Origin of the sequence: Alistipes montrealensis (assembly GCF_018362775.1) — a bacterium.
GTDB classification, from domain to species: Bacteria; Bacteroidota; Bacteroidia; order Bacteroidales; family Rikenellaceae; genus Alistipes; species Alistipes montrealensis.
The window spans coordinates 91,593-116,471 of record NZ_JAGYXY010000005.1 but is presented as its reverse complement, the minus strand read 5'-3'; the positions used below and the strand labels follow the sequence as shown (position 1 = coordinate 116,471).

Annotated in this window: 23 protein-coding genes and 1 tRNA gene; 15 read left to right on the top strand and 9 right to left on the bottom strand. The window is 56.5% G+C overall.

Annotated elements, in window-relative coordinates; genetic code table 11:
• Positions 1 to 6: 6 nt before the first annotated feature.
• Positions 7 to 702, bottom strand: a complete 696-nt coding sequence (locus KG007_RS11250; protein WP_195458651.1) for a succinate dehydrogenase cytochrome b subunit — start codon at positions 700 to 702, stop codon at positions 7 to 9.
• Positions 703 to 911: 209 nt separating this feature from the next.
• On the opposite strand from KG007_RS11250, the gene KG007_RS11245 reads away from it, so the two are divergent.
• From KG007_RS11245 to KG007_RS11235, 3 genes are read left to right on the top strand one after another with little or no spacing between them, the layout of a single operon-like run.
• A complete protein-coding gene (locus KG007_RS11245) occupies positions 912 to 1,445 on the top strand; it encodes a 5-formyltetrahydrofolate cyclo-ligase (protein ID WP_213348934.1) in 534 nt (177 codons plus the stop codon).
• A gap of 2 nt (positions 1,446 to 1,447) precedes the next feature.
• Positions 1,448 to 2,176, top strand: coding sequence for a DUF169 domain-containing protein (locus KG007_RS11240; protein WP_213348932.1), 729 nt, complete (start codon positions 1,448 to 1,450; stop codon positions 2,174 to 2,176).
• Positions 2,173 to 3,018, top strand: coding sequence for a patatin-like phospholipase family protein (locus KG007_RS11235; protein ID WP_213348930.1), 846 nt, complete (start codon positions 2,173 to 2,175; stop codon positions 3,016 to 3,018). Before KG007_RS11240 ends, KG007_RS11235 begins: the two co-directional genes overlap by 4 nt.
• Before the next feature lie 310 nt (positions 3,019 to 3,328).
• Here the strand turns inward: KG007_RS11235 and KG007_RS11230 are convergent, their stop codons facing one another.
• Both KG007_RS11230 and KG007_RS11225 read right to left on the bottom strand, forming a co-directional pair.
• Positions 3,329 to 4,711 (bottom strand): DUF5723 family protein, encoded by a 1,383-nt coding sequence (locus KG007_RS11230; RefSeq protein ID WP_213348928.1) that lies wholly within the window; start codon positions 4,709 to 4,711, stop codon positions 3,329 to 3,331.
• 13 nt (positions 4,712 to 4,724) lie between these two features.
• Positions 4,725 to 5,663, bottom strand: coding sequence for a hypothetical protein (locus KG007_RS11225; protein ID WP_213348926.1), 939 nt, complete (start codon positions 5,661 to 5,663; stop codon positions 4,725 to 4,727).
• A gap of 116 nt (positions 5,664 to 5,779) precedes the next feature.
• On the opposite strand from KG007_RS11225, the gene uvrC reads away from it, so the two are divergent.
• The 10 genes from uvrC (at position 5,780) to KG007_RS11170 (ending at position 16,981) form a co-directional block, all read left to right on the top strand.
• Positions 5,780 to 7,603 carry an excinuclease ABC subunit UvrC gene (gene uvrC / locus KG007_RS11220; protein WP_213348924.1) on the top strand — a complete coding sequence of 608 codons (1,824 nt, stop codon included), beginning with the start codon at positions 5,780 to 5,782 and terminating at the stop codon, positions 7,601 to 7,603.
• Positions 7,604 to 7,671: 68 nt separating this feature from the next.
• Positions 7,672 to 7,755: transfer RNA gene (locus KG007_RS11215), tRNA-Leu, on the top strand.
• A gap of 874 nt (positions 7,756 to 8,629) precedes the next feature.
• A complete protein-coding gene (locus KG007_RS11210) occupies positions 8,630 to 9,601 on the top strand; it encodes a tyrosine-type recombinase/integrase (RefSeq protein ID WP_195458644.1) in 972 nt (323 codons plus the stop codon).
• A 493-nt stretch (positions 9,602 to 10,094) separates the two neighbouring features.
• On the top strand, positions 10,095 to 10,505 hold the full coding sequence (locus KG007_RS11205; protein ID WP_229095341.1) for a hypothetical protein: 411 nt from the start codon (positions 10,095 to 10,097) through the stop codon (positions 10,503 to 10,505).
• Between the two features lie 677 nt (positions 10,506 to 11,182).
• Positions 11,183 to 11,593, top strand: coding sequence for a hypothetical protein (locus tag KG007_RS11195; RefSeq protein ID WP_229095341.1), 411 nt, complete (start codon positions 11,183 to 11,185; stop codon positions 11,591 to 11,593).
• 19 nt (positions 11,594 to 11,612) lie between these two features.
• Positions 11,613 to 12,782 carry an OmpA family protein gene (locus KG007_RS11190; protein WP_213348922.1) on the top strand — a complete coding sequence of 390 codons (1,170 nt, stop codon included), beginning with the start codon at positions 11,613 to 11,615 and terminating at the stop codon, positions 12,780 to 12,782.
• Positions 12,783 to 12,789: 7 nt separating this feature from the next.
• Positions 12,790 to 13,074 (top strand): hypothetical protein, encoded by a 285-nt coding sequence (locus tag KG007_RS11185; RefSeq protein WP_249413326.1) that lies wholly within the window; start codon positions 12,790 to 12,792, stop codon positions 13,072 to 13,074.
• Positions 13,075 to 13,128: 54 nt separating this feature from the next.
• Positions 13,129 to 13,284, top strand: a complete 156-nt coding sequence (locus KG007_RS11180) for a hypothetical protein (RefSeq protein ID WP_195458641.1) — start codon at positions 13,129 to 13,131, stop codon at positions 13,282 to 13,284.
• A 45-nt stretch (positions 13,285 to 13,329) separates the two neighbouring features.
• Positions 13,330 to 14,685 (top strand): fimbrillin family protein, encoded by a 1,356-nt coding sequence (locus KG007_RS11175; protein ID WP_195458640.1) that lies wholly within the window; start codon positions 13,330 to 13,332, stop codon positions 14,683 to 14,685.
• A gap of 229 nt (positions 14,686 to 14,914) precedes the next feature.
• A complete protein-coding gene (locus tag KG007_RS11170) occupies positions 14,915 to 16,981 on the top strand; it encodes a fimbrillin family protein (protein WP_213348920.1) in 2,067 nt (688 codons plus the stop codon).
• A 67-nt stretch (positions 16,982 to 17,048) separates the two neighbouring features.
• On the opposite strand, the gene KG007_RS11165 is transcribed toward KG007_RS11170, so the two are convergent.
• Genes KG007_RS11165 through KG007_RS11155 form a run of 3 tightly spaced genes read right to left on the bottom strand, consistent with a single transcriptional unit; the run spans position 17,049 to position 19,057 of the window.
• Complete coding sequence (locus tag KG007_RS11165) at positions 17,049 to 17,783, bottom strand: DUF6064 family protein (protein WP_213348918.1); 735 nt, start codon at positions 17,781 to 17,783, stop codon at positions 17,049 to 17,051.
• Between the two features lie 9 nt (positions 17,784 to 17,792).
• Positions 17,793 to 18,293, bottom strand: coding sequence for a threonine/serine exporter family protein (locus KG007_RS11160; protein WP_213348916.1), 501 nt, complete (start codon positions 18,291 to 18,293; stop codon positions 17,793 to 17,795).
• Positions 18,290 to 19,057, bottom strand: a complete 768-nt coding sequence (locus tag KG007_RS11155; RefSeq protein WP_195458636.1) for a threonine/serine exporter family protein — start codon at positions 19,055 to 19,057, stop codon at positions 18,290 to 18,292. The genes KG007_RS11160 and KG007_RS11155 overlap by 4 nt, the downstream gene beginning before the upstream one ends.
• 199 nt (positions 19,058 to 19,256) lie before the next feature.
• Here KG007_RS11155 and KG007_RS11150 point away from each other — a divergent pair, with 199 nt between their 5' ends.
• Together KG007_RS11150 and KG007_RS11145 are read left to right on the top strand one after the other, a co-directional pair.
• Positions 19,257 to 20,969: an ArnT family glycosyltransferase gene (locus KG007_RS11150; protein ID WP_213348914.1), complete on the top strand. Its 1,713-nt coding sequence runs from the start codon at positions 19,257 to 19,259 to the stop codon at positions 20,967 to 20,969.
• Complete coding sequence (locus tag KG007_RS11145) at positions 20,966 to 21,334, top strand: GtrA family protein (RefSeq protein ID WP_195458634.1); 369 nt, start codon at positions 20,966 to 20,968, stop codon at positions 21,332 to 21,334. Before KG007_RS11150 ends, KG007_RS11145 begins: the two co-directional genes overlap by 4 nt.
• Positions 21,335 to 21,358: 24 nt before the next feature.
• Here the strand turns inward: KG007_RS11145 and KG007_RS11140 are convergent, their stop codons facing one another.
• The 3 genes from KG007_RS11140 to KG007_RS11130 form a co-directional block, all read right to left on the bottom strand.
• Positions 21,359 to 22,078, bottom strand: a complete 720-nt coding sequence (locus KG007_RS11140; protein ID WP_195458633.1) for a polyprenol monophosphomannose synthase — start codon at positions 22,076 to 22,078, stop codon at positions 21,359 to 21,361.
• Between the two features lie 68 nt (positions 22,079 to 22,146).
• The gene (locus KG007_RS11135; RefSeq protein WP_213348912.1) at positions 22,147 to 22,827 is read right to left on the bottom strand and encodes a DNA alkylation repair protein; all 681 of its coding nucleotides are present in this window, start codon (positions 22,825 to 22,827) and stop codon (positions 22,147 to 22,149) included.
• Positions 22,824 to 24,878: a TonB-dependent receptor plug domain-containing protein gene (locus tag KG007_RS11130; RefSeq protein ID WP_213348910.1), complete on the bottom strand. Its 2,055-nt coding sequence runs from the start codon at positions 24,876 to 24,878 to the stop codon at positions 22,824 to 22,826. The genes KG007_RS11135 and KG007_RS11130 overlap by 4 nt, the downstream gene beginning before the upstream one ends.
• Between the last annotated feature and the right edge of the window lies 1 nt (position 24,879).

Genomic DNA, 24,879 nt, shown 5'->3' with positions numbered 1-24,879 from the left:
GGGTGATTAGCATACGCCTGCGATGCAGGGGAAAAGGAAGTAAACGAGCACCACGGCTGCAAACCCGAGGAATACGATCGTGGCCACGATGTTGGCGATGCACTTCAGGCGGGGATACCACGTGTCGTTAGCCCAGCCCACGGTCTGGAACATCGACCATACACCGTGCGTGAGGTGGAACCACAGGGCGGCGAACCACACGAGGTAGATCACCACGTAGTACCACTGCGAGAAGGTGTAGGCGATCAGCGAAGCGCCGTCTGCGGGATCGAGGCCCAGCGAGTTCTCGTGTCCGCCCAGAATCTCCACGAGCTGCATCTTCGACCAGAAGTTGAAAAGGTGGATCAAAAGGCCGCCCAGGATGATGAAGCCCAGTACGAGCATGTTTTTCGAAGCCCAGGCCACGCCCGGCTCCTGAACCGTCACGGCGTAACGCTGCGAGCCGCGCGCCTTGTAGTTGTTCAGCGTGAGGATGACGGCGTAGAGGAAGTGGACGAAGACGCCCAGCGCCAGTACGGCCGTTCCGGCCAGCGCATACCAGTTTGCGCCCAGCAGCTCGCAAATCATGTTGTAGGCCTCGGGCGAGATGATCGCCGTAATGTTCATCGACATGTGGAAGAGGATGAAGAGCACGAGGAACACGCCCGTCACGCTCATTACTAACTTCTTGCCAAGCGAGGAATTAGATAGAAAACAGCTCATAATGATTTTAATTTGTTATATTTGTTAATGATTTGTGTTCTGCTTTTATTTCGCACGCAAAGATAGCACAAACCGAGGGCAGAGGCCAGTTATTGACTATGCCGGGGTGCTGCCTATCTAAGCCGAAATTTATTTTCGGCAAAGATAGCCATTGTTTGCGGAATAACAATAAAAACGGGCGGGAATTTTATGCCTGAAAGGAGGGTTTTATGACCAAAAAAGAACTACGCGCCGCAATGCGCAAACAGGCGCTCGGAATGACTCCTGCGGAGCGGGCCGAGGCCTCGCGGCGGATTTTCGGCTGGGCCGGGCGGCTGGAGGCTTTCGGCGCGGCCCGGACGGTGGGGTTTTTCTGCTCGCTGTCCGATGAGCCGGACACGGCGGAGGCGCTGGTGCAGTGGGGTGCGGTGAAACGCATCGTTGTCCCGCGCGTCGAAGGCGACGTGATGCGGTTTTATGAGTACGATCCGCAGACATTGCGCCCGGGCGCTTTCGGTATCGCCGAGCCGGGGCCGGCAGCGCGGTTGTGCGGCCCCTCGGAGATCGACCTCATGATCGTTCCCGGTACGGCGTTCACGACCTCGGGCGTTCGCTGCGGCCGTGGGCGGGGTTACTATGACAAATACCTCTCGCAGCCGGGAGTGAAGGCCGTGAAGGTCGGCGTGTGTTTTGCCTGCCAGTTGATCGGGGAACTGCCTGCAGAGCCGCACGACGTGGCAATGGATTATGTAATAACGGATTGATTATGGATGCAAAAGAGTTTGCCGCCGCCTATGCGGAGGCGTTCGGCCCGGCAGCGGGACTGCCGTTGCTGTTCTGGTATTCGCCGGAGCCGGTGCGTACTGTTCCCAAAATCGAAGGGTGCTTTTTCAAGGCGCTGGGAGAGGCCTGCGAAGGACTTCCGGTGAGTCTCAATGCCGGGAATATCGGTTGCGGAGGCGGAAAGTTCTATACCGGCTTTACCCCGATGCCGCCGTTCGTGCCGACTTTCGTGTCGCAGAAGGAACACTATAAGCAGACGCCCGAAATGGTGTTGGATTTTATCGGACGGCTCGGCGTGCCGGAGGCTTCGGGGGCATGGCTCAATTTTGCGCGTATCGACACGCTGCAGGCTGTGGAAGCGTTCGGTATGGCAGATGGCATGCTTTTTCTGGCTACGCCGGACGTGCTGTCCGGACTGGTGTCGTGGGCCGTTTACGACAACAATGCCGACGACGCCGTGCGTGCGCCGTTCGGATCGGGGTGCAGCGCCGTCGTGACGCAGGCCGTGCAGGAGAACCGCCGGGGCGGGCGCAGCGTCTTCCTGGGGTTGTTCGACCCTTCGGTGCGTCCGTGGGTCGGGGAGTCGGTGCTGAGTTTTGTCGCGCCGATGTCGCGTTTGCGGGAGATGTGCGGCACGATGCGTGCAAGCTGTCTTTTCGGGACCCACGCATGGAATAAGGTTCGGGACCGTATTAATAAGAAGAATATATGAAAAAGAGAAAAGCGGCGCTGGTGCTTGCAGGCGGCGGCGCGCGGGGCGTGGCCCATATCGGGGCCATTGAAGAGTTGGAGAGCCAGGGATTTGAAATAACGTCCGTTGCCGGGACCTCGATGGGGGCGTTGGTCGGGGGCGTATATGCTTCGGGACATCTCGAACCGTTCAAGGAGTGGATGCGTGCACTCGATAAGTACAAGGTCTTCAGCCTGGTCGATTTTGCGCTGAGCACCGAAGGGCTGGTCAAGGGCGACCGGGTGATGGAGGCCATGAAGGAGTTGGTTCCGGACATGGAAATCGAGCAGATGCCCGTGCCGTTTACGGCTGTGGCGGCCGACCTGCTGACGGGAAGCGAGGTCGTGCTCGACAGGGGCGGTCTGTACGACGCCATTCGTGCGTCGATCTCGATCCCCTCGGTTTTCAGGCCCGTGCATCGCGAAGGACAGGTGTTGGTCGACGGCGGCACAGTCAACCCGCTACCGCTGAACCGTGTGAAGCGTGCGGAGGGCGACCTGCTGATCGCTGTGGATGTCAGTGCCCGGTTCGGGGCCAACCCTGCTCAGCGGGCCAATGCCTCGCTGAATTATTATAAAGTGCTGATCGCCTCGTCGCAGATCATGCAGCAGCGTATTACGCAACTGATGAGCCGGCTTTACAAGCCCGACATCATGGTCGAAATGCCGGCTGACAGTTTCGGCATGTTCGAATTTTACCATTCGGACGAGATTATCGAAGCCGGACGCGAAGCGACGCGTGCAGCGCTGGAGCGTTGGACGGGGGATAAAAACGGTATGGTTCTTGCTGAAAGTGAAGAAAAGATTGCGACGGCCCGTTTTTGAAGAATTCAAAAATAGTGACGCAACTTCACACAGATTTTAGGGCCGCCGCAATGTATTCGAGAACCGGGAGTGTCGAAAGACATTTCCGGCTTCCTTACGCGACAAAGATAAAGAAAGTTTCTGAATTTACAACCTCTTTGCCTGAAAGTGATATGGGTGCGCCCAAAAAATCGAAGCGGCAGGGCCTTTTTACCCGGTCAATCCGTTTTTTTTTCGCACCGAGGTGTCTGTGCCGGCCTTTTTTAGTCCGGTCGTGCAAAACAAATCCCGGCTGTCAAGCCGGGATTTGTTTTGGTTGCGGGGCGGGTTTTTACCGCTTGTCGCTTTCGCGGACATACGCCGCGATGCGGTGGCTGCGCTTGCCGATGGGTACGCCCAGACCGAGCGTCACGTTCATCGTGCTTTGCTTGATGGGAATCCATTGGGGCGTGTGCTTGGCCGTTACGATGTCGGTTGCGAGGAAGAAGTTGATCCAGCTCGGGCAGAGGTTCAGCGCCAGGCCGATGGCTCCGCCACGGTTGTCGATCACCGAGTAGCTTCCCGAAACCGTGAACCAGCGTATGGGGTGGAAGTTGACCGATCCGGTGATGTTGTGCAGGGTCTTGTACTCCCAGACGCGGGCCGTGTACAGGAGGCCGATGCCGATTTTATGGCGCCATACCTCGTATTCGAGTCCGGCGTTGATCGATGCGCGGAGCATCTTCGAAACGCTCTTCGAGCCGTTGGGGGTGAATTCCAGGATGTTGAGGTCGAAATCGGGCTGTTCGCTCTGTCCGTTCTCGTCGACGATCACGCCCGAGAACTCCATTGACTTGGACGAAAGGCCGATGCTGTTGTACTTCTTGCTCCAACTGATGAATCCGAGGTCGGTGACTGCCAGCGACGCCTGCAGGTTGTCGAGGATGTCGTACGTGGCGCCCAGGTCGACGGCGAAACCGTAGCCGGCGGGTTTGGTGGGTTTGAAGTTGTCGAAGTCCCCCAGTTTGTAGGTCCCGTCTTCAGCGTAGTTGATGTCTTCGGGTGCGGCTCCGGCGCCGGTAACGTCCAGTTGACCGATGGCGTCGATCTTCCAGGCGTCGTCGGCAAGCGATACCCGGAAATGGTCGTAGTTGAGTTTCCCGCGGGCGATACCCATCAGGAACTTGGCGCGTACACCGACGTAGAGCCGGTCGTTCATCAGCGGGAACGAGTAGTTGAAGCCCGCTTCGAGGTAGTTGTGGGTCGTGACGCCGATATCGCGGATGTCGCCGTCCTGGCCGCGCTTGAGGAACTCGAAGAGCGAGTAGGGGAGGTTGACATCGGCATTTACGCGGGCGTTGAGGTCGAACGACCAGAAATTCTTGTGGTTCCGGGTGAAAGCGCCGAAGCCGATGATGTTGATCCTCGAGTCGGAGCCCAGCAGGTTCTTGTTCTTGAGGTTGGCCAACGCATCGGCCGACGATACGGAACTGTCGAGCAGCGTCACCAGCTTGCCGTTGCGCGGATAGAGGATGTTGTCGAGGGCCAGGTTGCCGCTGGCGTTGATGTCCAGTCCGCCCAGGCCGGGGATGTTTACGTAGCCGCGCAGCGGAGCGAAGGCGGGGTTGAACTGGCTGCGGAGGGTCGAACCCTCCATAAAGTAGGCCGTGGGATTTTGGGCTGCGGTGCCGGTCGCCAGGAATGCAGCTGCTATAAGGGTGATTATCTTTCTCATGGTGGAATGCGGGTTAGATGTCGAGTTTCAGTCCTCCCGTTTTGAGGAGGCTCAGGTCGATGGAGATCTGGTGCTGGATATTTCCCTGGAATCCTTTGCCGGGGAAATAGGTTTTAAGCGTCACGGGAATCCGGATCGTGATGCCCTCGACGATCGTCCGCAGGTCTTCGGCGAAAAGCCGCGTGTCGGGAATCGGGTTCGCCTGCGTGTTGGCGACTACGTCGACGTTGAATGAAATTTCCGTCGGGTCGAAGAGCGGGGCGATATGCAGGGAAACCGGAAGTTCGTTGGCGATCGAGCCTTTCAGGTAGAGCGTATTCTTGGGGTTGGTCACAGTCGCCGGGTCGAGGTTGTCGGCGAGCATGTCCACGATGTCGCTGCCGATGTCGATGTGGCCGACCTCATAGTCGAGCGGTTCGATGCGGAGCGTGGTCAGGTAGCTGCGGGCCTCGGCTTTCACTGCGTCGCTGAGCGTTTCGCGCAGTGTAGCATCGTTCTTGAAGACCGTGATGAAGACCGGTTTGAACTGGTCGACGGTCGTACCTGCGGGCAGCAGGGGCAGGAACGTTCCGATGTATTTGTCTTCGCACAGCAGGTCGGCGACGGCATTCAGTTTATTGTCGTCGGCGAGCATCTGCGCCGTCAGCGCTTCGAGCAGCTTGTCGACTTCGCTCTGGCTGGTCTGCAACAGTTGCAGGTCGACCGATTGTTTGTTTTCGGGAAGCGGCGACGGAAGCCAGATGTCGGCTTCCCGGAAAATGGCCTCGATGTTGACGCCGCCGTCGGCGAGTTCGTTCATCGAAACGAGCACTTTGGCCAGCGGAATCGTGAACTTGGATTCATCGCCGCCGATGGTGACGTTGTCGGTGTCGATGTCTTCTAAATCGTAATCCTTGTCGATACACGCTGTGGAGAGTGTCCCGGCGAGGAGCAGGAGGAAAAGTTTTCTCATGGGCTTGGGTCTGATAGTGAGCCACAAATATACTGCTTTCGACGAATATAACAAAAAATGAGAACCTTTTTACAATCCTTCTGTTTTGCAATATATTTGTTAAATTTGCAGGTCGTATGGCTGAAACGGAAAAACCGAATCTGAAGGAACAGGTGGCCTTATTGCCGCTGTCGCCCGGCGTCTACCAATTCGTGGACCGCTCGGGGACGATTATCTATGTGGGTAAGGCCAAGAGCCTGCGCAAGCGCGTGTCGTCGTATTTCGTGCAGTCGAAGGAGCACAGCGCGAAGGTGCGCGTGCTGGTGAAGCAGATCGCCGAAATCCGCCATATCGTCGTGGGGAGCGAGACCGATGCGCTGCTGTTGGAGAACTCGCTGATCAAAAGCCTTCAGCCGCGTTACAACATCCTGCTCAAAGACGATAAAACCTATCCATGGATCGTCGTGCGGAAGGAACATTTTCCCCGCGTGCAGTCCACGCGCATCCTGACGCGCGACGGCTCGCAGTATTTCGGCCCCTACGGCTCGGTGATGATGCAGCACAGCGTGCTCGACTTCATCCGCGAGGTGGTTCCCCTGCGTACCTGCAAACTCAATCTCGCGCCGGACCTGATCGCTAAGGGTAAGTATACGGTCTGCCTCCAGTATCACCTGGGCAACTGCAAGGGACCGTGTGTCGGGCTGCAGTCCGGGGAGGAGTATGCGCAACTCGTCGATATGGTCGTTTCGGTGCTGAAAGGCGACCTGCGCCCCGTGCGCCAGTACCTCGAAGCAGAGATGGAACGCGCTGCCGCCGGGCTGAAATTCGAACTGGCGCAGCGGTATAAACAACGTATCGACGCGCTGGACAACTATGCGGGCAAGTCGGTGATCGTCAGTGCGAAGATCGTCGATGTCGATGTTTTTTCGCTGCTGCCTGATGACGATGTGGCCTATTGCAATTTCGTGCGCATCCGCCACGGTTCGATCGTGGGCGTCTCGACGGTGAAACTCTCGACCGGTATCGGGGGCGACGAGCGGGACATGCTGACGCTGGCCATCCAGCATATCGTCGAACATATCGCCGGGGGCGAATTGGCCCGGGAGGTGATCGTTCCGTTCCTGCCTTCGACAACGCTGTTGTTCGACGGCGTTACCTTTACGGTCCCGAAGCGCGGCGAAAAACTCGAACTGCTGGAATTTTCGCAGAAGAGCGCCCGCATCTACCGCGCCGAACAGTTGAAAAACCTCGAAATCAAGAATCCCGAACGGTATACCGAGCGGCTGATGGATGCCGTCCAAAAAGCGTTGTGCCTCGATAAACAACCGCGGCATATCGAATGTTTCGATAACTCCAACCTGCAGGGCGCCCATCCGGTGGCCTCGTGCGTGGTGTTCCGTGATGGAAAGCCGTCGCGTAAGGAGTATCGCCATTTTAACATCAAGACCGTGGTGGGCGCCGACGACTACGCTTCGATGCGTGAGGTCGTCTACCGCCGTTACAGCCGTCTGCAGGAAGAAGGGGCTGAATTGCCCGATCTCATTATCGCCGATGGCGGAAAAGGGCAGATGGGCGTGATTCACGAAGTGCTGGAGTATCTCGGGTTGGATATACCCATTGCCGGACTGGCCAAAAACGACCGTCACCGCACCTCCGAATTGCTCTATGGTTTTCCGCCCCTCCTGGTCGGCGTCCGTCCCACTTCGCCTCTTTTCCATTTTTTGTCGCATATTCAGGAAGAGGTACACCGTTTTGCGATCAGCTTCCACCGCCAGAAACGCAGTAAGGCGTTTATCCACAGCGAACTGGAGCAGATCGAGGGTGTTGGCGGCAAGACGATCCAGACCCTGCTGCAACATTTCCGTACGGTGGAGAAAGTCCGTGCCGCCAATATCGAGGAGTTGTCAGCGCTCGTCGGTGCGGCCAAAGCGAAAAAAATCAGGGCTTTCTTCGAAAAATAGCCGTATTTTTTGAAAAGTTACGAAAATCTCCTATCTTTGTCCACCCGATTCGCTGCGTAAGCAGACTTGCCCGGATGGCGGAATCGGTAGACGCGTTGGTCTCAAACACCAATGACAGCAATGTCGTGCCGGTTCGACCCCGGCTCCGGGTACGGAAAACGGCGCTTAATCAACTGATTAAGCGCCGTTTTGCTTTTGTCAGGGTTTAGCTGGTGAACATCTGACGAATAAATCTGCTGCGAAAAGCCGGGTAATACGGGTAACTGTTTTACTGAAATAATCAAATATCTTATTGACGGTTTCTTCCAAGTTTTGAGGCCGGTGCGGAAAACGATCCTGAGAGGGATCGTTTTTTTTGTTTTGGGGTGGTATCTCGATTCGATCAGGCTGCTTAAACGATTCAAAAGTGATTTGGACCGGGTAAAAACCCGGTGGAATTTCACTGAAATCCCGGGTGTCGGAGATCTGAAAAACACCGGAAATGAAGAAAAATGCAAAAAAAATTGAAAGAAAGAGACTGTTTGTTTTATGCCGAAGCAACTTTGGCAAATGGAAAAAAGAAGAACCCAGAATCACTTCCCGGACAATTCCGTTCGGGAGTTTTTAAAAAAATTATAAAAACGAGGCCGTAAGTATGTAACAGCCGTTTTTGGGGGATCGGCTGCCGGACGTTTTTGGCCGTTTACTTTGCTTCGTGATTGTGGTCGATCATGTTTCGAAATAACAGGGTTTCTCTCCTAAATAGCATGTTGTCAGCATGGTAAATACGCTGTTTGGGCGTGTTGGCCCGGCAATATTATTATATTTTGTTGCGTTAGTATAGCGACAGAAAGATAATTCTCGCTGTTTTGCATTCCTTGTTTCCCATATCAGTGTACAGTTAGGCCTGCCCATGGTCTTTTCGGTTCTCGAAACTGTGCCCGGAGGTCGAACGTCCCTCCGTTACTGCAAATATTTACAAGACTTTAAGCGGTCTTTGATTTGTGGTTTTATATCTTGCAACGCAATTTCACTAAATTTTATTCTATGACGCACTCTCCAGATTTAGTCGGCACGTCCCGCCGTACCTACATGGGACAAACTCTATTCGCGGGGCGATCCCGCAACAAGACAGGCCCTGATTTCATGTCCTGTTTCGCGCTCCACATCGCGGAGTATGAGCGAACGGGACGGATCGGTTCTACTGCAAATTACCAAATGGCATACCGCATGCTTACCCGGTATCTGGGTGGCAGTAAATTGTATCCCGAGCAATTCACGGCCGAATGGCTCGAACGTTACGAACGATGGCTCCTGGCCCGGGGCTTGGGGACCAATACCATTGTATTTCACCTGAGATACCTGCGCGCCGTTTACAACCGGGCGATCGAAAGCGGGCTTTTCCCCGCGACTTCCGGCAATCCCTTTTACCGAAAACGCATCAAGCAGGTGGCCACCCGCAAGCGCGCCCTGCCGCGTGAGACCCTCCGGCGAATCTACGATGCCGACCTGTCGGCCATGCACCCCAAATATGCGTTGGCCCGCGACCTTTTCATGTTCAGTTTTTACACCCGGGGAATGTCGTTCGTGGACATGATCTACCTGCGGAAATGCGACATCAGCGACGGTGTGCTGACCTATAAACGCAAGAAAACCGGACAGATGCTCTCCCTGCGCATCGAGGCGCCCCTGCAGGAGATCATCGACCGATACGATAGCGACTCTTTGTATGTGCTGCCCGTGCTGAACGGGGACGACAGTTACCGCGCCTACCGCCAGCAACAGCGCGAACTGAACAAGTTTATCCGTAAAATCGGCGAACTGCTGGAAATCTCCGAACCGCTGACATTTTATGTGGCCCGGCATTCATGGGCGACGCTGGCTCGCGACTGCGGAACTCCGCTTACGATCATCAGCGCCGGCATGGGTCATACCTCCGAACGAACGACGCGCGTCTATCTTGCGCAACTCGATCACAACGTCATCGACAGAGCCAATCGGAAAATCATTAATCTGTGACGTTCAGGCCAACTTTGGCGACATTCGGACTAAATAAATGAAAGGGAAAATCTTTGCAGATGTAAGAAACAAGGCCCATTACTATAAATAATGTGTCTTCAGGATATAAATGATTGCTATTTAAACAATTCCCGTCATCTGCAAAAGTAAGGTTATTTATAATTATAACCAAATATTTTATAAGAAAAAAATGCATATTATCATTTAATCTGTTGATTATCTGCATTTTGTATCGTTATCTGATCTTCGAAACCGGTGGACGGGCATAACATTCGGTTTTTTTTCTTTTCATCGTGTCCAAATCTGCTATTTTTTAGCTGACTGTCAGCGCTTTAGGTAAACAAGACCCATTATTTATAGTAATGGGACTCGGGAAGATAGTGTAACTATTTGAAATAAAACAACTTACAAATTGACACTCTCTCCTAAGGTTTTATGGGCAGTCAAGATTCTGCTCACATTGCGCAAAGCTGCGGAAGCCGGGGTTCCTCCTATGAAGAGTCCCGAGTTGCTGACGGCATGCCTGACCCCGAATGCGGATACCTATATGTATCGCCGGGCCCTGCGGGAACTGGTCGCCAGGACCGACTTCGTGACCTGCGACATCCAGTCGAGCCGCACTACCTACGAATGGAATCCCAATGTCCGGCCGAGCCTGTACGATCTGGTCGTACGGCTGGAAGGCGGCATGCATGAAATTTCAAACGGGTTCTGGTCGTACGAGAACACCTACACCATGCAGCCTTTGTACAAGGTGAACAGACAGTACGATGCGCTGACGCGCGAATACCTTTCGAACATCTACATCGATGAACTCGATTCCCCTGCATTGTCGGAGCGAAGCAGGGCCAAATTACCACATATTAACTTACAAACAACAGAACATGCAGAACAACACAATTAACCATTTAATAAACAACAAAATGAAACGTCTCTACATCATTGCATTATTTGTCTTCGCCAGCGGAGTCGCTTCGGCTCAGGAGAATGGCAACCGGGATGCGCAAAACCGCATTGTACGCGGTCCTTATGAAACCAATCGCTTTTTCGATAATATTTTCGTCGGAGTCGCCGGTGGTGTAAACCTCTATTTCGGCGAGAACGATTCCGAAGGTAAATTCGGTAAACGCCTGGCCCCGGCGCTGGACATCCATGTCGGTANCCCATTACTATAAATAATGTGTCTTCAGGATATAAATGATTGCTATTTAAACAATTCCCGTCATCTGCAAAAGTAAGGTTATTTATAATTATAACCAAATATTTTATAAGAAAAAAATGCATATTATCATTTAATCTGTTGATTATCTGCATTTTGTATCGTTATCTGATCTTCGAAACCGGTGGACGGGCATAACATTCGGTTTTTTTTCTTTTCATCGTGTCCAAATCTGCTATTTTTTAGCTGACTGTCAGCGCTTTAGGTAAACAAGACCCATTATTTATAGTAATGGGACTCGGGAAGATAGTGTAACTATTTGAAATAAAACAACTTACAAATTGACACTCTCTCCTAAGGTTTTATGGGCAGTCAAGATTCTGCTCACATTGCGCAAAGCTGCGGAAGCCGGGGTTCCTCCTATGAAGAGTCCCGAGTTGCTGACGGCATGCCTGACCCCGAATGCGGATACCTATATGTATCGCCGGGCCCTGCGGGAACTGGTCGCCAGGACCGACTTCGTGACCTGCGACATCCAGTCGAGCCGCACTACCTACGAATGGAATCCCAATGTCCGGCCGAGCCTGTACGATCTGGTCGTACGGCTGGAAGGCGGCATGCATGAAATTTCAAACGGGTTCTGGTCGTACGAGAACACCTACACCATGCAGCCTTTGTACAAGGTGAACAGACAGTACGATGCGCTGACGCGCGAATACCTTTCGAACATCTACATCGATGAACTCGATTCCCCTGCATTGTCGGAGCGAAGCAGGGCCAAATTACCACATATTAACTTACAAACAACAGAACATGCAGAACAACACAATTAACCATTTAATAAACAACAAAATGAAACGTCTCTACATCATTGCATTATTTGTCTTCGCCAGCGGAGTCGCTTCGGCTCAGGAGAATGGCAACCGGGATGCGCAAAACCGCATTGTACGCGGTCCTTATGAAACCAATCGCTTTTTCGATAATATTTTCGTCGGAGTCGCCGGTGGTGTAAACCTCTATTTCGGCGAGAACGATTCCGAAGGTAAATTCGGTAAACGCCTGGCCCCGGCGCTGGACATCCATGTCGGTAAATGGTTCACGCCGTCGATCGGTGCGCGTGTCGGATACGCGGGCCTTCAGGCCAAAGGCTGGACGACCGCCGGAACGATCTATGCCAAGGGCGCCGACGGCGGCCTGTTCCAGGAGAAATTCGGCGTAATGTATCTGCATGCCGACGCTATGTGGAACTTCTCGAATGCCGTGAGCGGCTACAAGGAGGACCGTACGTGGAACTTCGTACCCTATGCCGGTGTCGGCTGGGCGCGCTCTTACGGCAACGATACTCATGACAACGAAATCGGCTTCGATATCGGCCTGCTGAATGTCGTGCGCCTCTGCAAGTCGCTCGACCTGACGCTCGAGGCCCGCTGCCTGCTTGTCAACCAGCGCTTCGACGGTGTAACCGGCGGACGTATCGGCGAGGGCATGCTTTCGGTAACGGCTGGTCTGGCTTACAAATTCAACCGCCGTGGTTTCTCGCGCGTATCGAGCGTGCAGCCGGTGGATGTTACACCCTATCTCAACCGCATCCAGCGCCTCGAGGCGAACAACGACGACCTTTCGTCGAAGAACTCGGCCTTGAGCGACGAGAACGAGAAACTGCGCAACGCGCCGGCCAAGGTCGTTGTCGAGCAGAAGGTTTCCGCATCGCCCGTGGTACTCTTCTTCAAGATCGGCAAGGCTACGCTCGACAGCAAGGAGCTTACGAACCTCGAATTTTATGTCAAGAACGCCATCAAGGCCGACAAGGACAAGACTTTTACGCTGATCGGTTCGGCCGACAAGGCTACCGGCAGCAAGGAGCTGAACCAGCGCCTGAGCGAGCAGCGGATGGAGTATGTCTACAACCTGCTGAAGAATAAGTACGGTGTAGCTCCCGAACGTCTGGTCAAGAAGGCCGAGGGCGATACGAACAACCGTTTTGCCGAACCGGAACTGAACCGTGCAGTCATTGTCGAATAATCCGGGAATGATCTATTGTATGTCCCGGTCTGTAACATTCGCGGCAAAGGAGACGCCGAATCCGGCGATGCGCTATCTGCTGGCTTATCTGGAGGAGGGGAGGGTCTGTGTGTATGCTCCCCGCCTGCAGGACCAGTGGTCCGTGCAACGGCTTCCGGAGGAGGAGGAACTGAGGGTCGAAGCGCAGTTGCATGAACTGCACCGCACCAATGAGCGGACGGCCGTCGTGGAGATACGCCTTTTCGGACACGAAGAAACGCGCAGCGTCAGGGTGCTCTGCGTAAGAACCTGAACCACAGAATTCAAAAATAAATTAAACGCAACGTCACATTCAACGAAGAAAGTTATGAAAAAAATGTTAATGCCCTATGAGGCCCCGGAGTTGTTCCAGATCTCCGTACGTGTCGAAAAAGGATTTGCTGCAAGCAGCGACATCGAGCCGGGAACCGGCGGCGGTGAGCTCGGAGGCACGCGATCGATGTCCTACGATGACTACGAATAACGACCGAGTTTCCGAAAATCAACCCTCAAAACAACAGAATGCACTATGAAAAAATTAGTAGTTATAGCCATGCTTGCCGCAGTCGGCATGAGCGCATGTAGCAAGGACGACGGTGTATCCGCTCCCGCAGACATGCAGAAATACGTCCAGGTGACGATTCCCGAAGATGCGGTTTCCGAAACCCGCACCTCGGTGGACGGAACGACGACCTCGTGGGTTGCAGGCGACAAAGTCGCCGTGTTCCTCTACAATGGCGCCACGACGCAGAAGTTCGAATTCACGGCCGACAAATCGGGTGCTACCACGACGTTCTCGGGCGATGTTCCCGTCGGCAGCTATATGCTCGCTGCGGCTCACTATCCGTACAGTTGCGGCGCTACGTTCGACGCTGTCAACAAAACGTTCAAGCATACGTGGGGCGACGCCTACTGCACGGCGAACCTGGCCGATTACGACTATATGTATTCGAACGTGTGGGAGGAGCCGTTCGTGATCGACGAAGATACTACTATCCTGCCCGTCCAGTTGACTTTCAAGCCGTTGATGGCCCGTATCAAGATGACCCTCGGGCTGGGCGCCAACGAAACCCCCAAGCTGGTTACGATCACCACCAGCGCCAACGTGATGCCGACGGCCGGTTCGGTCGGTTCGGACGGCGCTTTCATCGCATCGAGCGTATGCAACAAGATCGTCATTCCCACCAGCCAGAAAGAGTTCGTGATCGGTATGCTGCCGGTAAGCATCCATTCGACGATGAACGTGCAGGTTACGACCACCGACGGCCTGACTTATTCGGACAAGTCGTTTACGCTGGCCGGTCTGAAGCGCAACCATCACTATACGATGAGCGTTCCCTGCAACAAGAAGACCGTTACGATCACGGTTCCCGATGAAATCGACAAAAAATACGGTTCGGATACCTGGAAGGACAACGGTTTCTACTATGTCGATCCGCAGTACGATCCGGCAGGCCTTTTCGACGGCTGGTATTTCTACCGCGCCGAGATCAAGAGCGACAAGAACGGCGACGACAAACTCAAGAAGAACCGTATCCAGTTGCAGGTTCCCGCCGGAACCAACAGTAGCAATAACGGTGCGTTCGTGACGGCTCCGATTCAGTGCGACGGCCAGAAGACCGTGAAAATCTCCTTCGAGGTTGCGACCAACCGGGCCTTGGTGAATATCAAGTACCGTATCGGCGTGACGGGCAACGGTCCGATTACCGAGGCTTGGCTCCGAGACCGTAACAACATCATTGCCGGAAACGACAACGAATGCCGCTCCGGCACGCAGACCCACACGTTCACGGTTTCGAACGGACAGCGCATCATGATCAAGATTATGAGTACCGCCGGTTCTTACCACGTAGAGTTTGCGAATTTCACCTACACGATCGAGTAATTCCGGGAAGACAAATTCTATACTATCGGGACGGGTGACAGCCGTCCCGATTTATATATTAAAGTATATACCTGATGAAAGCAACTTACATAAGGCCGGAATTGGAGGTATTCGCTGTTGCGGTGGAGGCAGGGTTCGCGATCTCTCAGCCCAATGGGGGCGAGCTCGGGCCGGCCTCGGTAGACTATTCGGACGACGGAAGTTTAACCTATTGATAATCGATAAAAGTATGAAGTATACCTCTGTTTTCCGGTTGTCGATACTGGCGCTTCTGCTGGCGGGATGCGGGAAGGACGATGTCGAAACAACGGCGCGGCCCCAGCCCGAAGAACCTGCGGCAGCGGGCGATCCCATCGCATACCGCCTTTCGATCGACAACGACGATCCTTCGCCGGAGTCCGAAACCCGTACAGCTTATGGCCCGCTTACGAGCGGTTCCTATCCGATCTACTGGCGCACCGGCGACCGGGTAGAGATCATCTGTCCCCTGGCCGCCCCGCAGCAGGCTTCGGTCGAAGTCCGTGTGTCCGGGCCGACCGAAAGCGAAGCCGACCTGAGCGATACCGGGATGTCCTGGGGCTCGGGAACGCACCACGATTTTTATGCGTTCTACCCCTCGGAAGCGATCAAGGCCAACAGTGGCTCGATCGTCCTGACGGCGATTCCGGCCGTACAGACCTACAACAACGGGGAGTGCAACATGCAGTATGCCTATATGTCGGCCTGTGCCGAAGGCGTTGCGCGCGGCGAGGAGGTTCCGTTTACCTTCCGCCCGCTGATGACTACGGTGACGGTCCAGGTGGGATTCTCCGAGACCGTCGAAGTTCAGAAGCTCGTCCTGTCGAGCGAGAACGACGCGGTGGCCGGAACGTTTACGCACGACATCGCGACGAACAGCAGTACGGTCGATCCGGAGCGGAGTTCCAAAGTGCTGGCGCTGCACATGACGACCGGGAGTACGCCTTATATCGAGTTGAACGCCGGTTCGAAAATACTGGTTACGGCATTCATGCTGCCGCAGGACATTCATGGCCTGACGCTGTCGGCCGTAACCACGGAAGGGAAGACTTACAGTTACACGACGCCGGCCACGCTCAAGGCCGGACACCGCTATTCGTTTACGATCGGCGACATGCCGGCACAGGCGCAGCGCATAACCGAGGACTACTCTGACTGGATGAAATACCTGCCCGACAACGCCTACCTGTCGCAGGTATCCATGCCCGGTTCGCACGACGCCTGCACGATGTACGGTTCGCACTACGAGTACAAGGCCGGCATGCCCGGCGACCGTTATCATCTCAAATGGTTGCAGAATGTCGTATTCGGCTATATGAACGTGACCAAGATAATCAAGGCGCAGGAGCTCTCCATCGAGGAGCAGCTTGCCGCCGGGGTCCGAATGTTCGACCTGCGCCCCAGCGCATCGGGTTCTTCGGTGCAGGACCTTCCGATCCAGCACGGCATCGCCCTGCTGGGCGACCCGACGCTCGGCGGCTTCACGCCCGGCGCCGAGGGACGGCAGGAGTTGTCGCCCTTTATGCTCTCGCACCTGCTCGACCGTTTCGTGCGCTTCCTCGACGAGCATCCGGGTGAGACGGTCCTCGTGCACATGAAATACGAGAACACCAGCGGCTCGGGCAAAACGGGCTGGGACAAGAGTGTGGTGAATCTTATCAAAACCCACTGCAACGGATACGTCGCCGATTTCAGCCCCCGGATGACGCTGGCCGACGCCCGGGGCAAAATTCTCTTCGTCGTCCGCGAGGATTACAAGTCTTCGAACAACGGGGCGTATTTCGGCGCTTACCTGAACTGGACGCACGACAAGGTCGTCTTCGAAACCACGCTCCACGGCAACACGGGCGAGGTGGCACAGATCAAGGTCAATGACCTCTACAACATCAAGAACGGCTCTTCGGACGGTGTGAGCAAGTATTCCGCCATCGACGACTGCATCGCCTACGCCTACAATGCGACCGATCCTGCGCGTTGGTGCATGAACTACGTGAGCTGTTACGATACGGCCCATTGCAGTGTGTCGGGGATCAGTATTTTCGGAGCTGTGGGCGACTACGACTACTGCGCCAACCTCTATAACCGCTATACGGCGGACAAGCTGAACCGGTTCGATTTCCGCGGAAACGCCGGCATCGTCCTGATGGATTTCGCCGGAGCCGCGAACGCTACGATGACTTACGGACAGACCCATTCGAACGTGGCGGTTTACGGCGACGATCTGGTGAAGGCCGTCATCAACGTCAATAACAAATGGGACCTGCGCCGCAACGAGTAATTGTCGCCGGTCCGCAAAAAAAAGAAGCACCCGATTGCCGGGTGCTTCTTTTTTGCGGTATGCGTCGTTAAATGTCGGTGAACAGGTTGAGCTGGTGCAGCATCGTAAAGGCGAAGAAGCATCCGATGATCAGGCACAGTACGACCAGCAGCGCATTGAGCACCTTGGGCGAAGGCTTCATCGGCCGCCCGGCGTTGCTGCGGATGTATTCGCGGAAAAAGAGGTAGAGCGCCGGGACGATGCTGCAAGCGAGCAGGTAATCTTCCGGGATGCCGAAGAAGTAGACTTTCGAAAGCCCGATCAGCGCCCAGTGGCAGAGGAACATCGCCAGCACGATGTTGACGCGTTCCGAAAACGCCAGCATCAGCCCGATCGTGAAGACCGCCACCGAACAGGGCATCACCGGCGAGGTGATCATCGGGAACGTGCGGCCCAGCGCCAGCGAGAACAGCGGGTAGATGAGCGGCATGGCGAACAACAGCACCGCGAACGCCGTATGGTTGCCCGTGCGTTCCAGCGAGGCGTGTTTGACCACGAGGTCGTAGACCCAGATGGACCCCATGATGGCCCAGAAGAGCGCCAGCAGGTCGTTGTATTCGCGCGGTTCGCAATAGACGAGGTAATAGACCCCGGCGATCCAGAAATTGAGCAGCGCCATGAACACCTTCATTGCGATGCGCACGCCGGGCGAGGGGCGGAAGTAGAGCAGCAGGGTCAGTACGACTGCTGTCAGGGTCAGTACGATCTGCGTGGGCCAGGTTGCGGCGTTGTAAGAGGCGATGGTATTCCAGAATGTTTCCATGCAGGGCGTTTATTTGTCGTTTTTTGTACGCCGCGTGAGCGAGAAGGCCCGACGGTTGAAGACGAAAATCGGCAGGGTGGCTCCTGCGGCCAGCAGGGCGATCACGCTCAGCGATACGGTCGCGTTGAGGAAGAACAACTGCATGTACTGCATGCCCTGTCCCGGGTCGTTGAGCGACTGGAGGAACATGATGAGCGAAAAGACCGTCTTGTAGGCGTAGATGCCCGGAACCATCGGCAGCAGCGCCGGGATGTAGAGCGCCGTCATCGGGCAGCGAATGCCCCGGCCCAGCCAGAGGCTGCCGAATCCGATGACCATCGCTGCGCAGAGCGACGAGGTGGCGATGTCCGTTCCGGTGTAATTCATCAGGCAGAAACGCAGGGCGTGTCCCACGGCGGCCAGCAGGGCGATGCGCGGGAAAGCCCGCATCGGAGGGTCGGAGATGGCGCCGAAGCCGACGGCCGCCACGGCCGCGAAAAGCCCGTCGAGAAGGATGTCGGCAACAATCATAGCAGGCTGTTTTTAACCATTAACAACGTGGCCGAAAGCCCGATGGCGATGCAGATGATCAGCAGCAGGGCGTTGATCAGGCGGCTGAACCCGATCAGGATGTGGCCTTCGACGATGTCGATCACGCCGTTGATCAGCGGTACGCCCGGTACGAGGTACAGGACGCTCGTGGCGAGGGCCGTTTCAGCCGTACAGTCGAAGCGCAGGGCCGACGATGCGCACAGCGACGCCATGAAGGCCGAGATGATGAAAATCAGGAAATGGTTGACGCCGTGCGCCTGCATCCGCTGCCGGGCCGCAAAGCCTACGAGCGTTGCGGTAAATACGATCCCCACGGCTGTCCAGTCGCCGCCGAAGAGCCGGCAGAACGAGGCGTTGGCCAACCCGACGGTCACCAGTACGAAAATCGGATCGATGCGCGGCTTTTCGATCAGTTCTCCGTAACGCCGGCGGATTTCATCCAGCGGGAGCTGTTCGTCGACGGCGTCCCAACTCAGGGCGCTGAGGTCGGAATTACGTTCGAAACTGATCGGGAGGGCCGGAATCCGTACCACGCGGGTGATGGCTTCGCCCGTCTCTTCGTCGCGGACGGTGAGGATCGTGCTTTTCTGGAAACTCGATAACTGGATGTCGATTCCCTGCGATGCGCCGATGCGTTGCGAGTTGCGGATCACACGCGAGGTGTGGACGCCGGACGCGAGCAGGTAGGTCGAATAATCGGCAATGAAATCGAGGATTTCGGTCAGTTCTTGTCTGGTTTTCATAGCGATTGCAAAAGTAATTCATTTTTACCAGACCGCCCCTGTCCCGGCCTGAAAAAATAATTTGCACCGTGTTCCCGCTCCGGTCGGCCCGGCAAATCCGAGCCTGGATGTGCGCGGCGGGGATGCGTCTTGCTTTTCGGGGACAATCCGGGGCATTTTTAGGCGGAACGGAGAAATTTTTCTACCTTTGCTTCCCGGTATGGAAGCATCTTTCAAAAAGTCATATGCCTCGCTGGGAGCCGACAAACTGGTCCTCCTGTGGCTCGGGGTGTGGTGGGTCGCTAACCTCGTGCAGGCCGGATTTACCCAGCTCGCCAACGATGAGGCCTATTACCACATGTTCGCCGAGCGGCTCGCGTGGGGGTATTTCGACCATCCGCCCGTGACGGCGTTGCTGGTCTGGGCCGGGGAACATCTCTTCGGCGGGGAACTGGGCGTGCGGTTTTTCTTCACCGTGCTGCAACCCCTCTACCTCTGGATCCTGTGGCGCCTGATTCGTCCGGCGGATGCCGACCGCCGCGATGCCGGGTTGTTCGTCGTGCTGTCGGCTGCGACGCTGATGCTCCAGCTCTACGGTTTTATCGCCGTGCCCGACGGGCCGCTGATGTTTACCACGGCGCTGTTCCTGCTGACTTTCAGATGGTTTTCCGAAGGCCGCCGCTGGGCGTGGCTGTGGATGGGCGCCGCCATGGCGCTGATGGCATACAGCAAATACCACGGTGCACTGGTGGTCCTTTTCGCACTGGCCGCCAATCCGCGCCAACTGCTGCGCCCGGCGCTCTACCTGAGCGGGGCCGTTGCGCTGCTGCTGCTCGTTCCGCACCTCATGTGGCAGTACGATCACGACTGGGCGTCGTTCGCCTACCACCTTTCGGGCCGCAATTCGGTCTTCAAACCCAACTACGTCTTCGAATTCCTGGCCAACATGCTGGTGGTCTTCAATCCCTTCTTCCTGCCGCTTTACGTGCAGGCGTGGCGGAAGGTGAAGCCGCAGACCCCTGTCGGCCGGGCGCTGAAACTCCTGCCCGTCGCCTTCATCGCCTTCTTCGTGCTTTCGTCGCTGCGCGGATACGTCCAGCCCCAGTGGGTTATCGTCGCCTGCTTCGGGTTGGTATATGTGCTTTTCACCTATGCACGGCGGCATCCCCGCACGCGCCGTTACCTGATGCGGGCCGGAGGCGTGACCATCGGGCTGATCGTGCTGGTGCGTCTGGTGATGATTTTCAACCCGCTGGGCATCCGCTTCGAAGTATTCAACAATCCGGAGAGTTACGCCGCCATTGCCGAGGAGGCCGACGGCCGCCCGGTGATTTTTCGCTACGGTTACGCCGTTGCGGCCAAATACGCCTTTTACACGGGCGGCGAGGCCTACTGCCAGCCCAACATCCGCTACCGTACCCATCAATGGCAGTTCCGCGACGACGATACGCGTTTCATCGACCGCGAGGTGCTCATCGAGTGCCCCGACGGAACGGTTTCGGACAGCACCCGGCAGGTGCGGACCATCCGAATGGCTAACGGGAAACATTTCACCTGGTTCGTCGACCCGAAGTTTCATCCCGTGCGCCTGGTGGACGTAGCCTTTACGGGCCTGCCCGAAAAGGTGGCTGCGGGCGATACGCTGCACCTCGAACTGCGCATCTCGAATCCCTATCCCTATCCGATCGAGGTGGGAAGGGGCGATACGCAGTTGGTGATCCTGTGGAAGCACGGCCGTTTCCGGGTCGACGAGTTCCCGACCGGGGAATCCTTCCGGATTCCGGCCGGCGATACGCTGATGCGCACCGTTACGTTCACGGTCCCGCCGCAGTTGGCCGGCGAGACTTTCGATGTGGGATTTGCGCTGCGCCGCGAAGGCTATACGAATTGGTTTAACGGAAAATCCGTCCCGACGGAGGTCGGAAAAATATGATCGAACAGTTTATTAAATTTTGCGTTGTCGGCGGCTCGGGCGTCTTCGTCGATTTCGGCATCACCTACCTCTCGAAGGAGTGGCTGCGGCTGAATAAATACGTGGCCAATTCACTGGGATTTCTCTGTGCTTCGACCTCGAATTACGTTCTCAACCGCATCTGGACGTTCCAGAACGAAAATCCCGACATCACGGGCCAGTACTTTCGGTTCCTGGGCATCGCGGCTGTCGGGCTGGTGATCAACAACGCCACCATCTACGTCCTGCACGACCGGTTCCACCTGAATTTCTACCTGGCGAAACTCTTTGCCATCGGCGTGGTGACGTTCTGGAATTTCTTTATGAATTATTTCTTTACCTTTTAGCCGGGCCGCGCTGTTCCCGGTTTCCTACTGACGTTTGCGAATTCGGCGGAAGGGGAGTTTCAGCACCCCGAAGAAAGCTTCCCCGAAGATGCCGCCGCTCATTTTCGACGTTCCCTCGCGGCGTTCGACGAAGATGATCGACACCTCCTTGAGTTTCATCCCCAGCCGCCAGGCCGAATATTTCATCTCGATCTGGAAGCCGTAGCCCTTCATGCGGATTGCGTCGAGGTCGATCGTCTCCAGCGCCCGGCGCGAGTAGCAGACGAATCCGGCGGTGGCGTCGCGCAGCGGCATGCGCGTGACGATGCGCACGTACATCGAGGCGAAATAGGACATCAACAGGCGCGACATGGGCCAGTTGACGACGTTGACGCCCTGTATGTAACGCGAGCCCACCACCACGTCGTTGCCTTCGGCTGCAGCCCGGTAGAGGCGCACGAGATCGTCGGGATTATGCGAAAAATCGCAGTCCATTTCGCAGATATAGTCGAATCCGTTCTCCAGTCCCCAGCGGAATCCCGTGAGGTAGGCTGTGCCCAGGCCCTGTTTTCCCGCGCGCTCCACGAGGTGGAGCGTCCCCGGGAACTCTTTCTGGCGATCCTTGACGATCGAGGCCGTGCCGTCGGGCGAACCGTCGTCGATGACGAGCATCTCAAAGGGTTCGGACAGCGAGAAGACCTTGTCGATCATCGCCGAAATGTTCTCTTTTTCGTTATAGGTCGGAATGATTACCAGTTTGCGCATGGCGGGTGTCGTATCTTTTTGTAATACAAAGATAATATTATTTTCCGAATCCTTTTCGCCGGCCCCGGTTATTTTGCACGCCGCTTCAGGGCCCGGACGGCGGTCTTGTCGGTGTCCGTGACGCGGTATGATTCGACGATCTTCTGTAACGACTTGTTGTAGGTCCAGTCGTCGAGCGGGCATTGCGCCGCGAGCCAGCGCATCGTCCGTTCCGGAAAACGGATGAAGCAGAGCGATACGGCCCATGCGACGCCCATGCGGGCGTAATAACCTTCGTGGCGGAAGGCTTCGAAGTGTTTCAGCAGCGCTTCCAGGTGCTCCGCATCCACGAAATTGCTTAACGCCATCACCACCGCAAAACGCTGGTCGTATTCGGCTTCGGAGCGGAAATAGGGCTGGATAAACCGCCACATCGGTTCGCGTTCGGCGGCTTTGAGTTTCCAGCAGAAGCAGTCGCAGACGGCCCAGTTGTCGATCTTCGGAACGAAACGCGCGACGTGTCCGAGCTTCTCTTCGGGCGAGCATTTGGCATATCCGATCACCAGTCCCCGCAGCATCCGTTCTTCGTAGTAGAGTATGTCGTCCGAGGCGAGAAAGGCGCGCCAGTCGCCGCGGGCGATCTCGCGGGCGATCCCGCGCAGCAACGGCAGGCGGATGCCGATGATATTTGTGACGCCCGGCAGCAGCGAGGCGTGGAAATCGCGATAACCGGGTTCGGCCATTTCGAGGAGTTGTTCGCGAATGGTCATCGTTTGCGGAATTTAGGGGTTATGCCGATGAAAAATGAAGCGTTGAGCCGCGGCATCGGCCGTGAGAGCACCGACTGGTACTCTTCGTTCAGCAGGTTGTAGACGACGCCTTTGAGCGAGAGCGACGCCCAGCGGAATTCAAATCCCTTTTCGAGCGAGATGTCGCTCATGAAATAGGGCTTCACGCGCCCCAGGACCCCGAGGTTGTTGCTCGACATGGTGAAGCGTTCGCTGTACCAGTTCCATTTGTAGCTCAGTTCCCAGTGCCGCCATGCTACGCGTGCGGTGAAGGCCGCCGACCAGACCGGGATGTAGACCAACTGTTTGCCGACCGATTCGTCCGCCGGGGAGAATTTGTCGCCGCGGTTGACCGAGCGGGTCCAAGCACAGTTTCCGTCGAAGACCAGCCGCCAGCCCCCGGCAGTCGTGGCGTGGGCCGAGAGTTTCGCCTCGATGCCGTAGCTGTGCACGCGGCGGACGTTGATCGGAGTGTAAACTCCCTGCTTCGTGGTTTCGATCCAGAGAATCCAGTCGTCGATGCGCGAATCGAATGCCGTGACCGACGCGTGCAGCGATTTCCCACTGCCTTTGAGCGACGTTTCGGCTCCTGCGTCATAAGTCCATCCGCGTTCGGGTTTCAGGTCGGGATTACCCCCGGGCTGGAAATAGAGGTCGTTGAGTGTGGGGAAGCGGTAGTTGCGGGCCGCCGATGCTTTCACCACGACGTTGCCGCGCCGCGACAGGAGCCAGTCGGCGAACAGCGCCGGGATGATGGGCGTCGAACGGTTGCCGTAGAGTTCCCAGCGCAGGTCTGCCGCCAGGCCCAGCCGGGGTACGGGACGCCATTTGACCGCCGCGAAGGCCGAGAGTTCGAACCGTTGCTGCCGGTAGAGCGTGTCGGCGCGGCGGCCCGAGGTGGCGTCGATGACCGACAAATCGCCGCTGTGTACGCGGTGCTGGTGCGCGGCGGCGTTGGCAGTGAAGAGCCATTTTTCACCCGGTGCATACTCCGCTTCGGCTTTGGCGAAGAAGGTGTGTATGCGGCTGCGCGCATCGGTTATCGGCGAGAAATTTCCCTGCCCGTCGGGGTCGGATTCCATCAGGTAGCGCAGGTCGGAATAGGTATAACCGGCTTTCGCGCTCAGTTTAAGCCCTCCGCGCAGCCGGTCCCATCCCGCGACGGCGCGCAGCGTGCGCTCGTCCTGTGAATTGCGCTTTTCGCGCGTCGAGTTGCGGTCGGAGGTCAGCAGAGCCAGCCCGCGGTGCGAATCCATGTACCATGCCGCCAGCGACAGCCGGTCGCCGCCGCGCGTGGTGTGATAAACCTCCTGCATGACGTGTATATCGCGGAATGCGCCGTTGCGGTTGCGTTGGAGGGGATAGTAGTTGTCGATGACCTGCCCGTTTTCGTCCGTGACGAAGTTTTTGCTGTCGTAGTTGCGGTAGCGGAAGTCGTTCTCCGAGGTACTCACCAACACGCGTGTCGACGAACTCCACCGCTCGCCGTGGTAGCTCAGGCGCAGGAATTCGTCGAAGGTCGTAAACGAGCCGATGCCCTGCACGTAGCGCAGTCCCAATCCCGGCTCCTCCGGGGCTTTGGTCGCCAGCGTGATGGCGCCGCCCAGCCCGCCGCCGGTGATGCCTACCGAACTGGCTCCGTGGTAGATCGAGGCGTCGTCGATGAAATAGGAGGGGATCAGCGAGAAATCGACCTGCCCCAGCATCGGGGAGTTGACCTTCATGCCGTTCCATGTCACCTGCGTGTGCGAAGGGGCCGTGCCGCGGAACGAGGCGGTCGAGAGCGTCGCCCGGCCGTAGGATTTGATGAAGATGGTCGATCCCGAACTCAGTGCGTCGGCCAGCGAGGCGCTGATGTTGTCGCGCAGGACGGCGCTGTCGAGCGGCGTGCGCTGTACGCCGATCTCCTTCATCGGCCGCTGCCCGGCAATCTCCACGCGTTCGATCGCGACCGTGCGGGCCGCCGAATCCCGCTGCGCTGCCGCGGGAGCTGCGCAGACGAGGCAGAGAAGCAGGGTTGCATTCCGTAACACG

Coding starts and splice junctions, on each gene's coding strand:
- KG007_RS11205 (WP_229095341.1), top strand. CDS start 10,095: ATGAAGAGTCCCGAGTTGCTGACGGCATGCCTGACCCCGAATGCGGAT.
- KG007_RS11245 (WP_213348934.1), top strand. CDS start 912: ATGACCAAAAAAGAACTACGCGCCGCAATGCGCAAACAGGCGCTCGGA.
- KG007_RS11165 (WP_213348918.1), bottom strand. CDS start 17,783: ATGGAAACATTCTGGAATACCATCGCCTCTTACAACGCCGCAACCTGG.
- KG007_RS11160 (WP_213348916.1), bottom strand. CDS start 18,293: ATGATTGTTGCCGACATCCTTCTCGACGGGCTTTTCGCGGCCGTGGCG.
- KG007_RS11250 (WP_195458651.1), bottom strand. CDS start 702: ATGAGCTGTTTTCTATCTAATTCCTCGCTTGGCAAGAAGTTAGTAATG.
- KG007_RS11150 (WP_213348914.1), top strand. CDS start 19,257: ATGGAAGCATCTTTCAAAAAGTCATATGCCTCGCTGGGAGCCGACAAA.
- KG007_RS11210 (WP_195458644.1), top strand. CDS start 8,630: ATGACGCACTCTCCAGATTTAGTCGGCACGTCCCGCCGTACCTACATG.
- KG007_RS11170 (WP_213348920.1), top strand. CDS start 14,915: ATGAAGTATACCTCTGTTTTCCGGTTGTCGATACTGGCGCTTCTGCTG.
- KG007_RS11180 (WP_195458641.1), top strand. CDS start 13,129: ATGAAAAAAATGTTAATGCCCTATGAGGCCCCGGAGTTGTTCCAGATC.
- KG007_RS11195 (WP_229095341.1), top strand. CDS start 11,183: ATGAAGAGTCCCGAGTTGCTGACGGCATGCCTGACCCCGAATGCGGAT.
- KG007_RS11145 (WP_195458634.1), top strand. CDS start 20,966: ATGATCGAACAGTTTATTAAATTTTGCGTTGTCGGCGGCTCGGGCGTC.
- KG007_RS11140 (WP_195458633.1), bottom strand. CDS start 22,078: ATGCGCAAACTGGTAATCATTCCGACCTATAACGAAAAAGAGAACATT.
- KG007_RS11190 (WP_213348922.1), top strand. CDS start 11,613: ATGAAACGTCTCTACATCATTGCATTATTTGTCTTCGCCAGCGGAGTC.
- KG007_RS11135 (WP_213348912.1), bottom strand. CDS start 22,827: ATGACCATTCGCGAACAACTCCTCGAAATGGCCGAACCCGGTTATCGC.
- KG007_RS11230 (WP_213348928.1), bottom strand. CDS start 4,711: ATGAGAAAGATAATCACCCTTATAGCAGCTGCATTCCTGGCGACCGGC.
- KG007_RS11175 (WP_195458640.1), top strand. CDS start 13,330: ATGAAAAAATTAGTAGTTATAGCCATGCTTGCCGCAGTCGGCATGAGC.
- KG007_RS11240 (WP_213348932.1), top strand. CDS start 1,448: ATGGATGCAAAAGAGTTTGCCGCCGCCTATGCGGAGGCGTTCGGCCCG.
- uvrC (WP_213348924.1), top strand. CDS start 5,780: ATGGCTGAAACGGAAAAACCGAATCTGAAGGAACAGGTGGCCTTATTG.
- KG007_RS11155 (WP_195458636.1), bottom strand. CDS start 19,057: ATGAAAACCAGACAAGAACTGACCGAAATCCTCGATTTCATTGCCGAT.
- KG007_RS11185 (WP_249413326.1), top strand. CDS start 12,790: ATGATCTATTGTATGTCCCGGTCTGTAACATTCGCGGCAAAGGAGACG.
- KG007_RS11225 (WP_213348926.1), bottom strand. CDS start 5,663: ATGAGAAAACTTTTCCTCCTGCTCCTCGCCGGGACACTCTCCACAGCG.
- KG007_RS11235 (WP_213348930.1), top strand. CDS start 2,173: ATGAAAAAGAGAAAAGCGGCGCTGGTGCTTGCAGGCGGCGGCGCGCGG.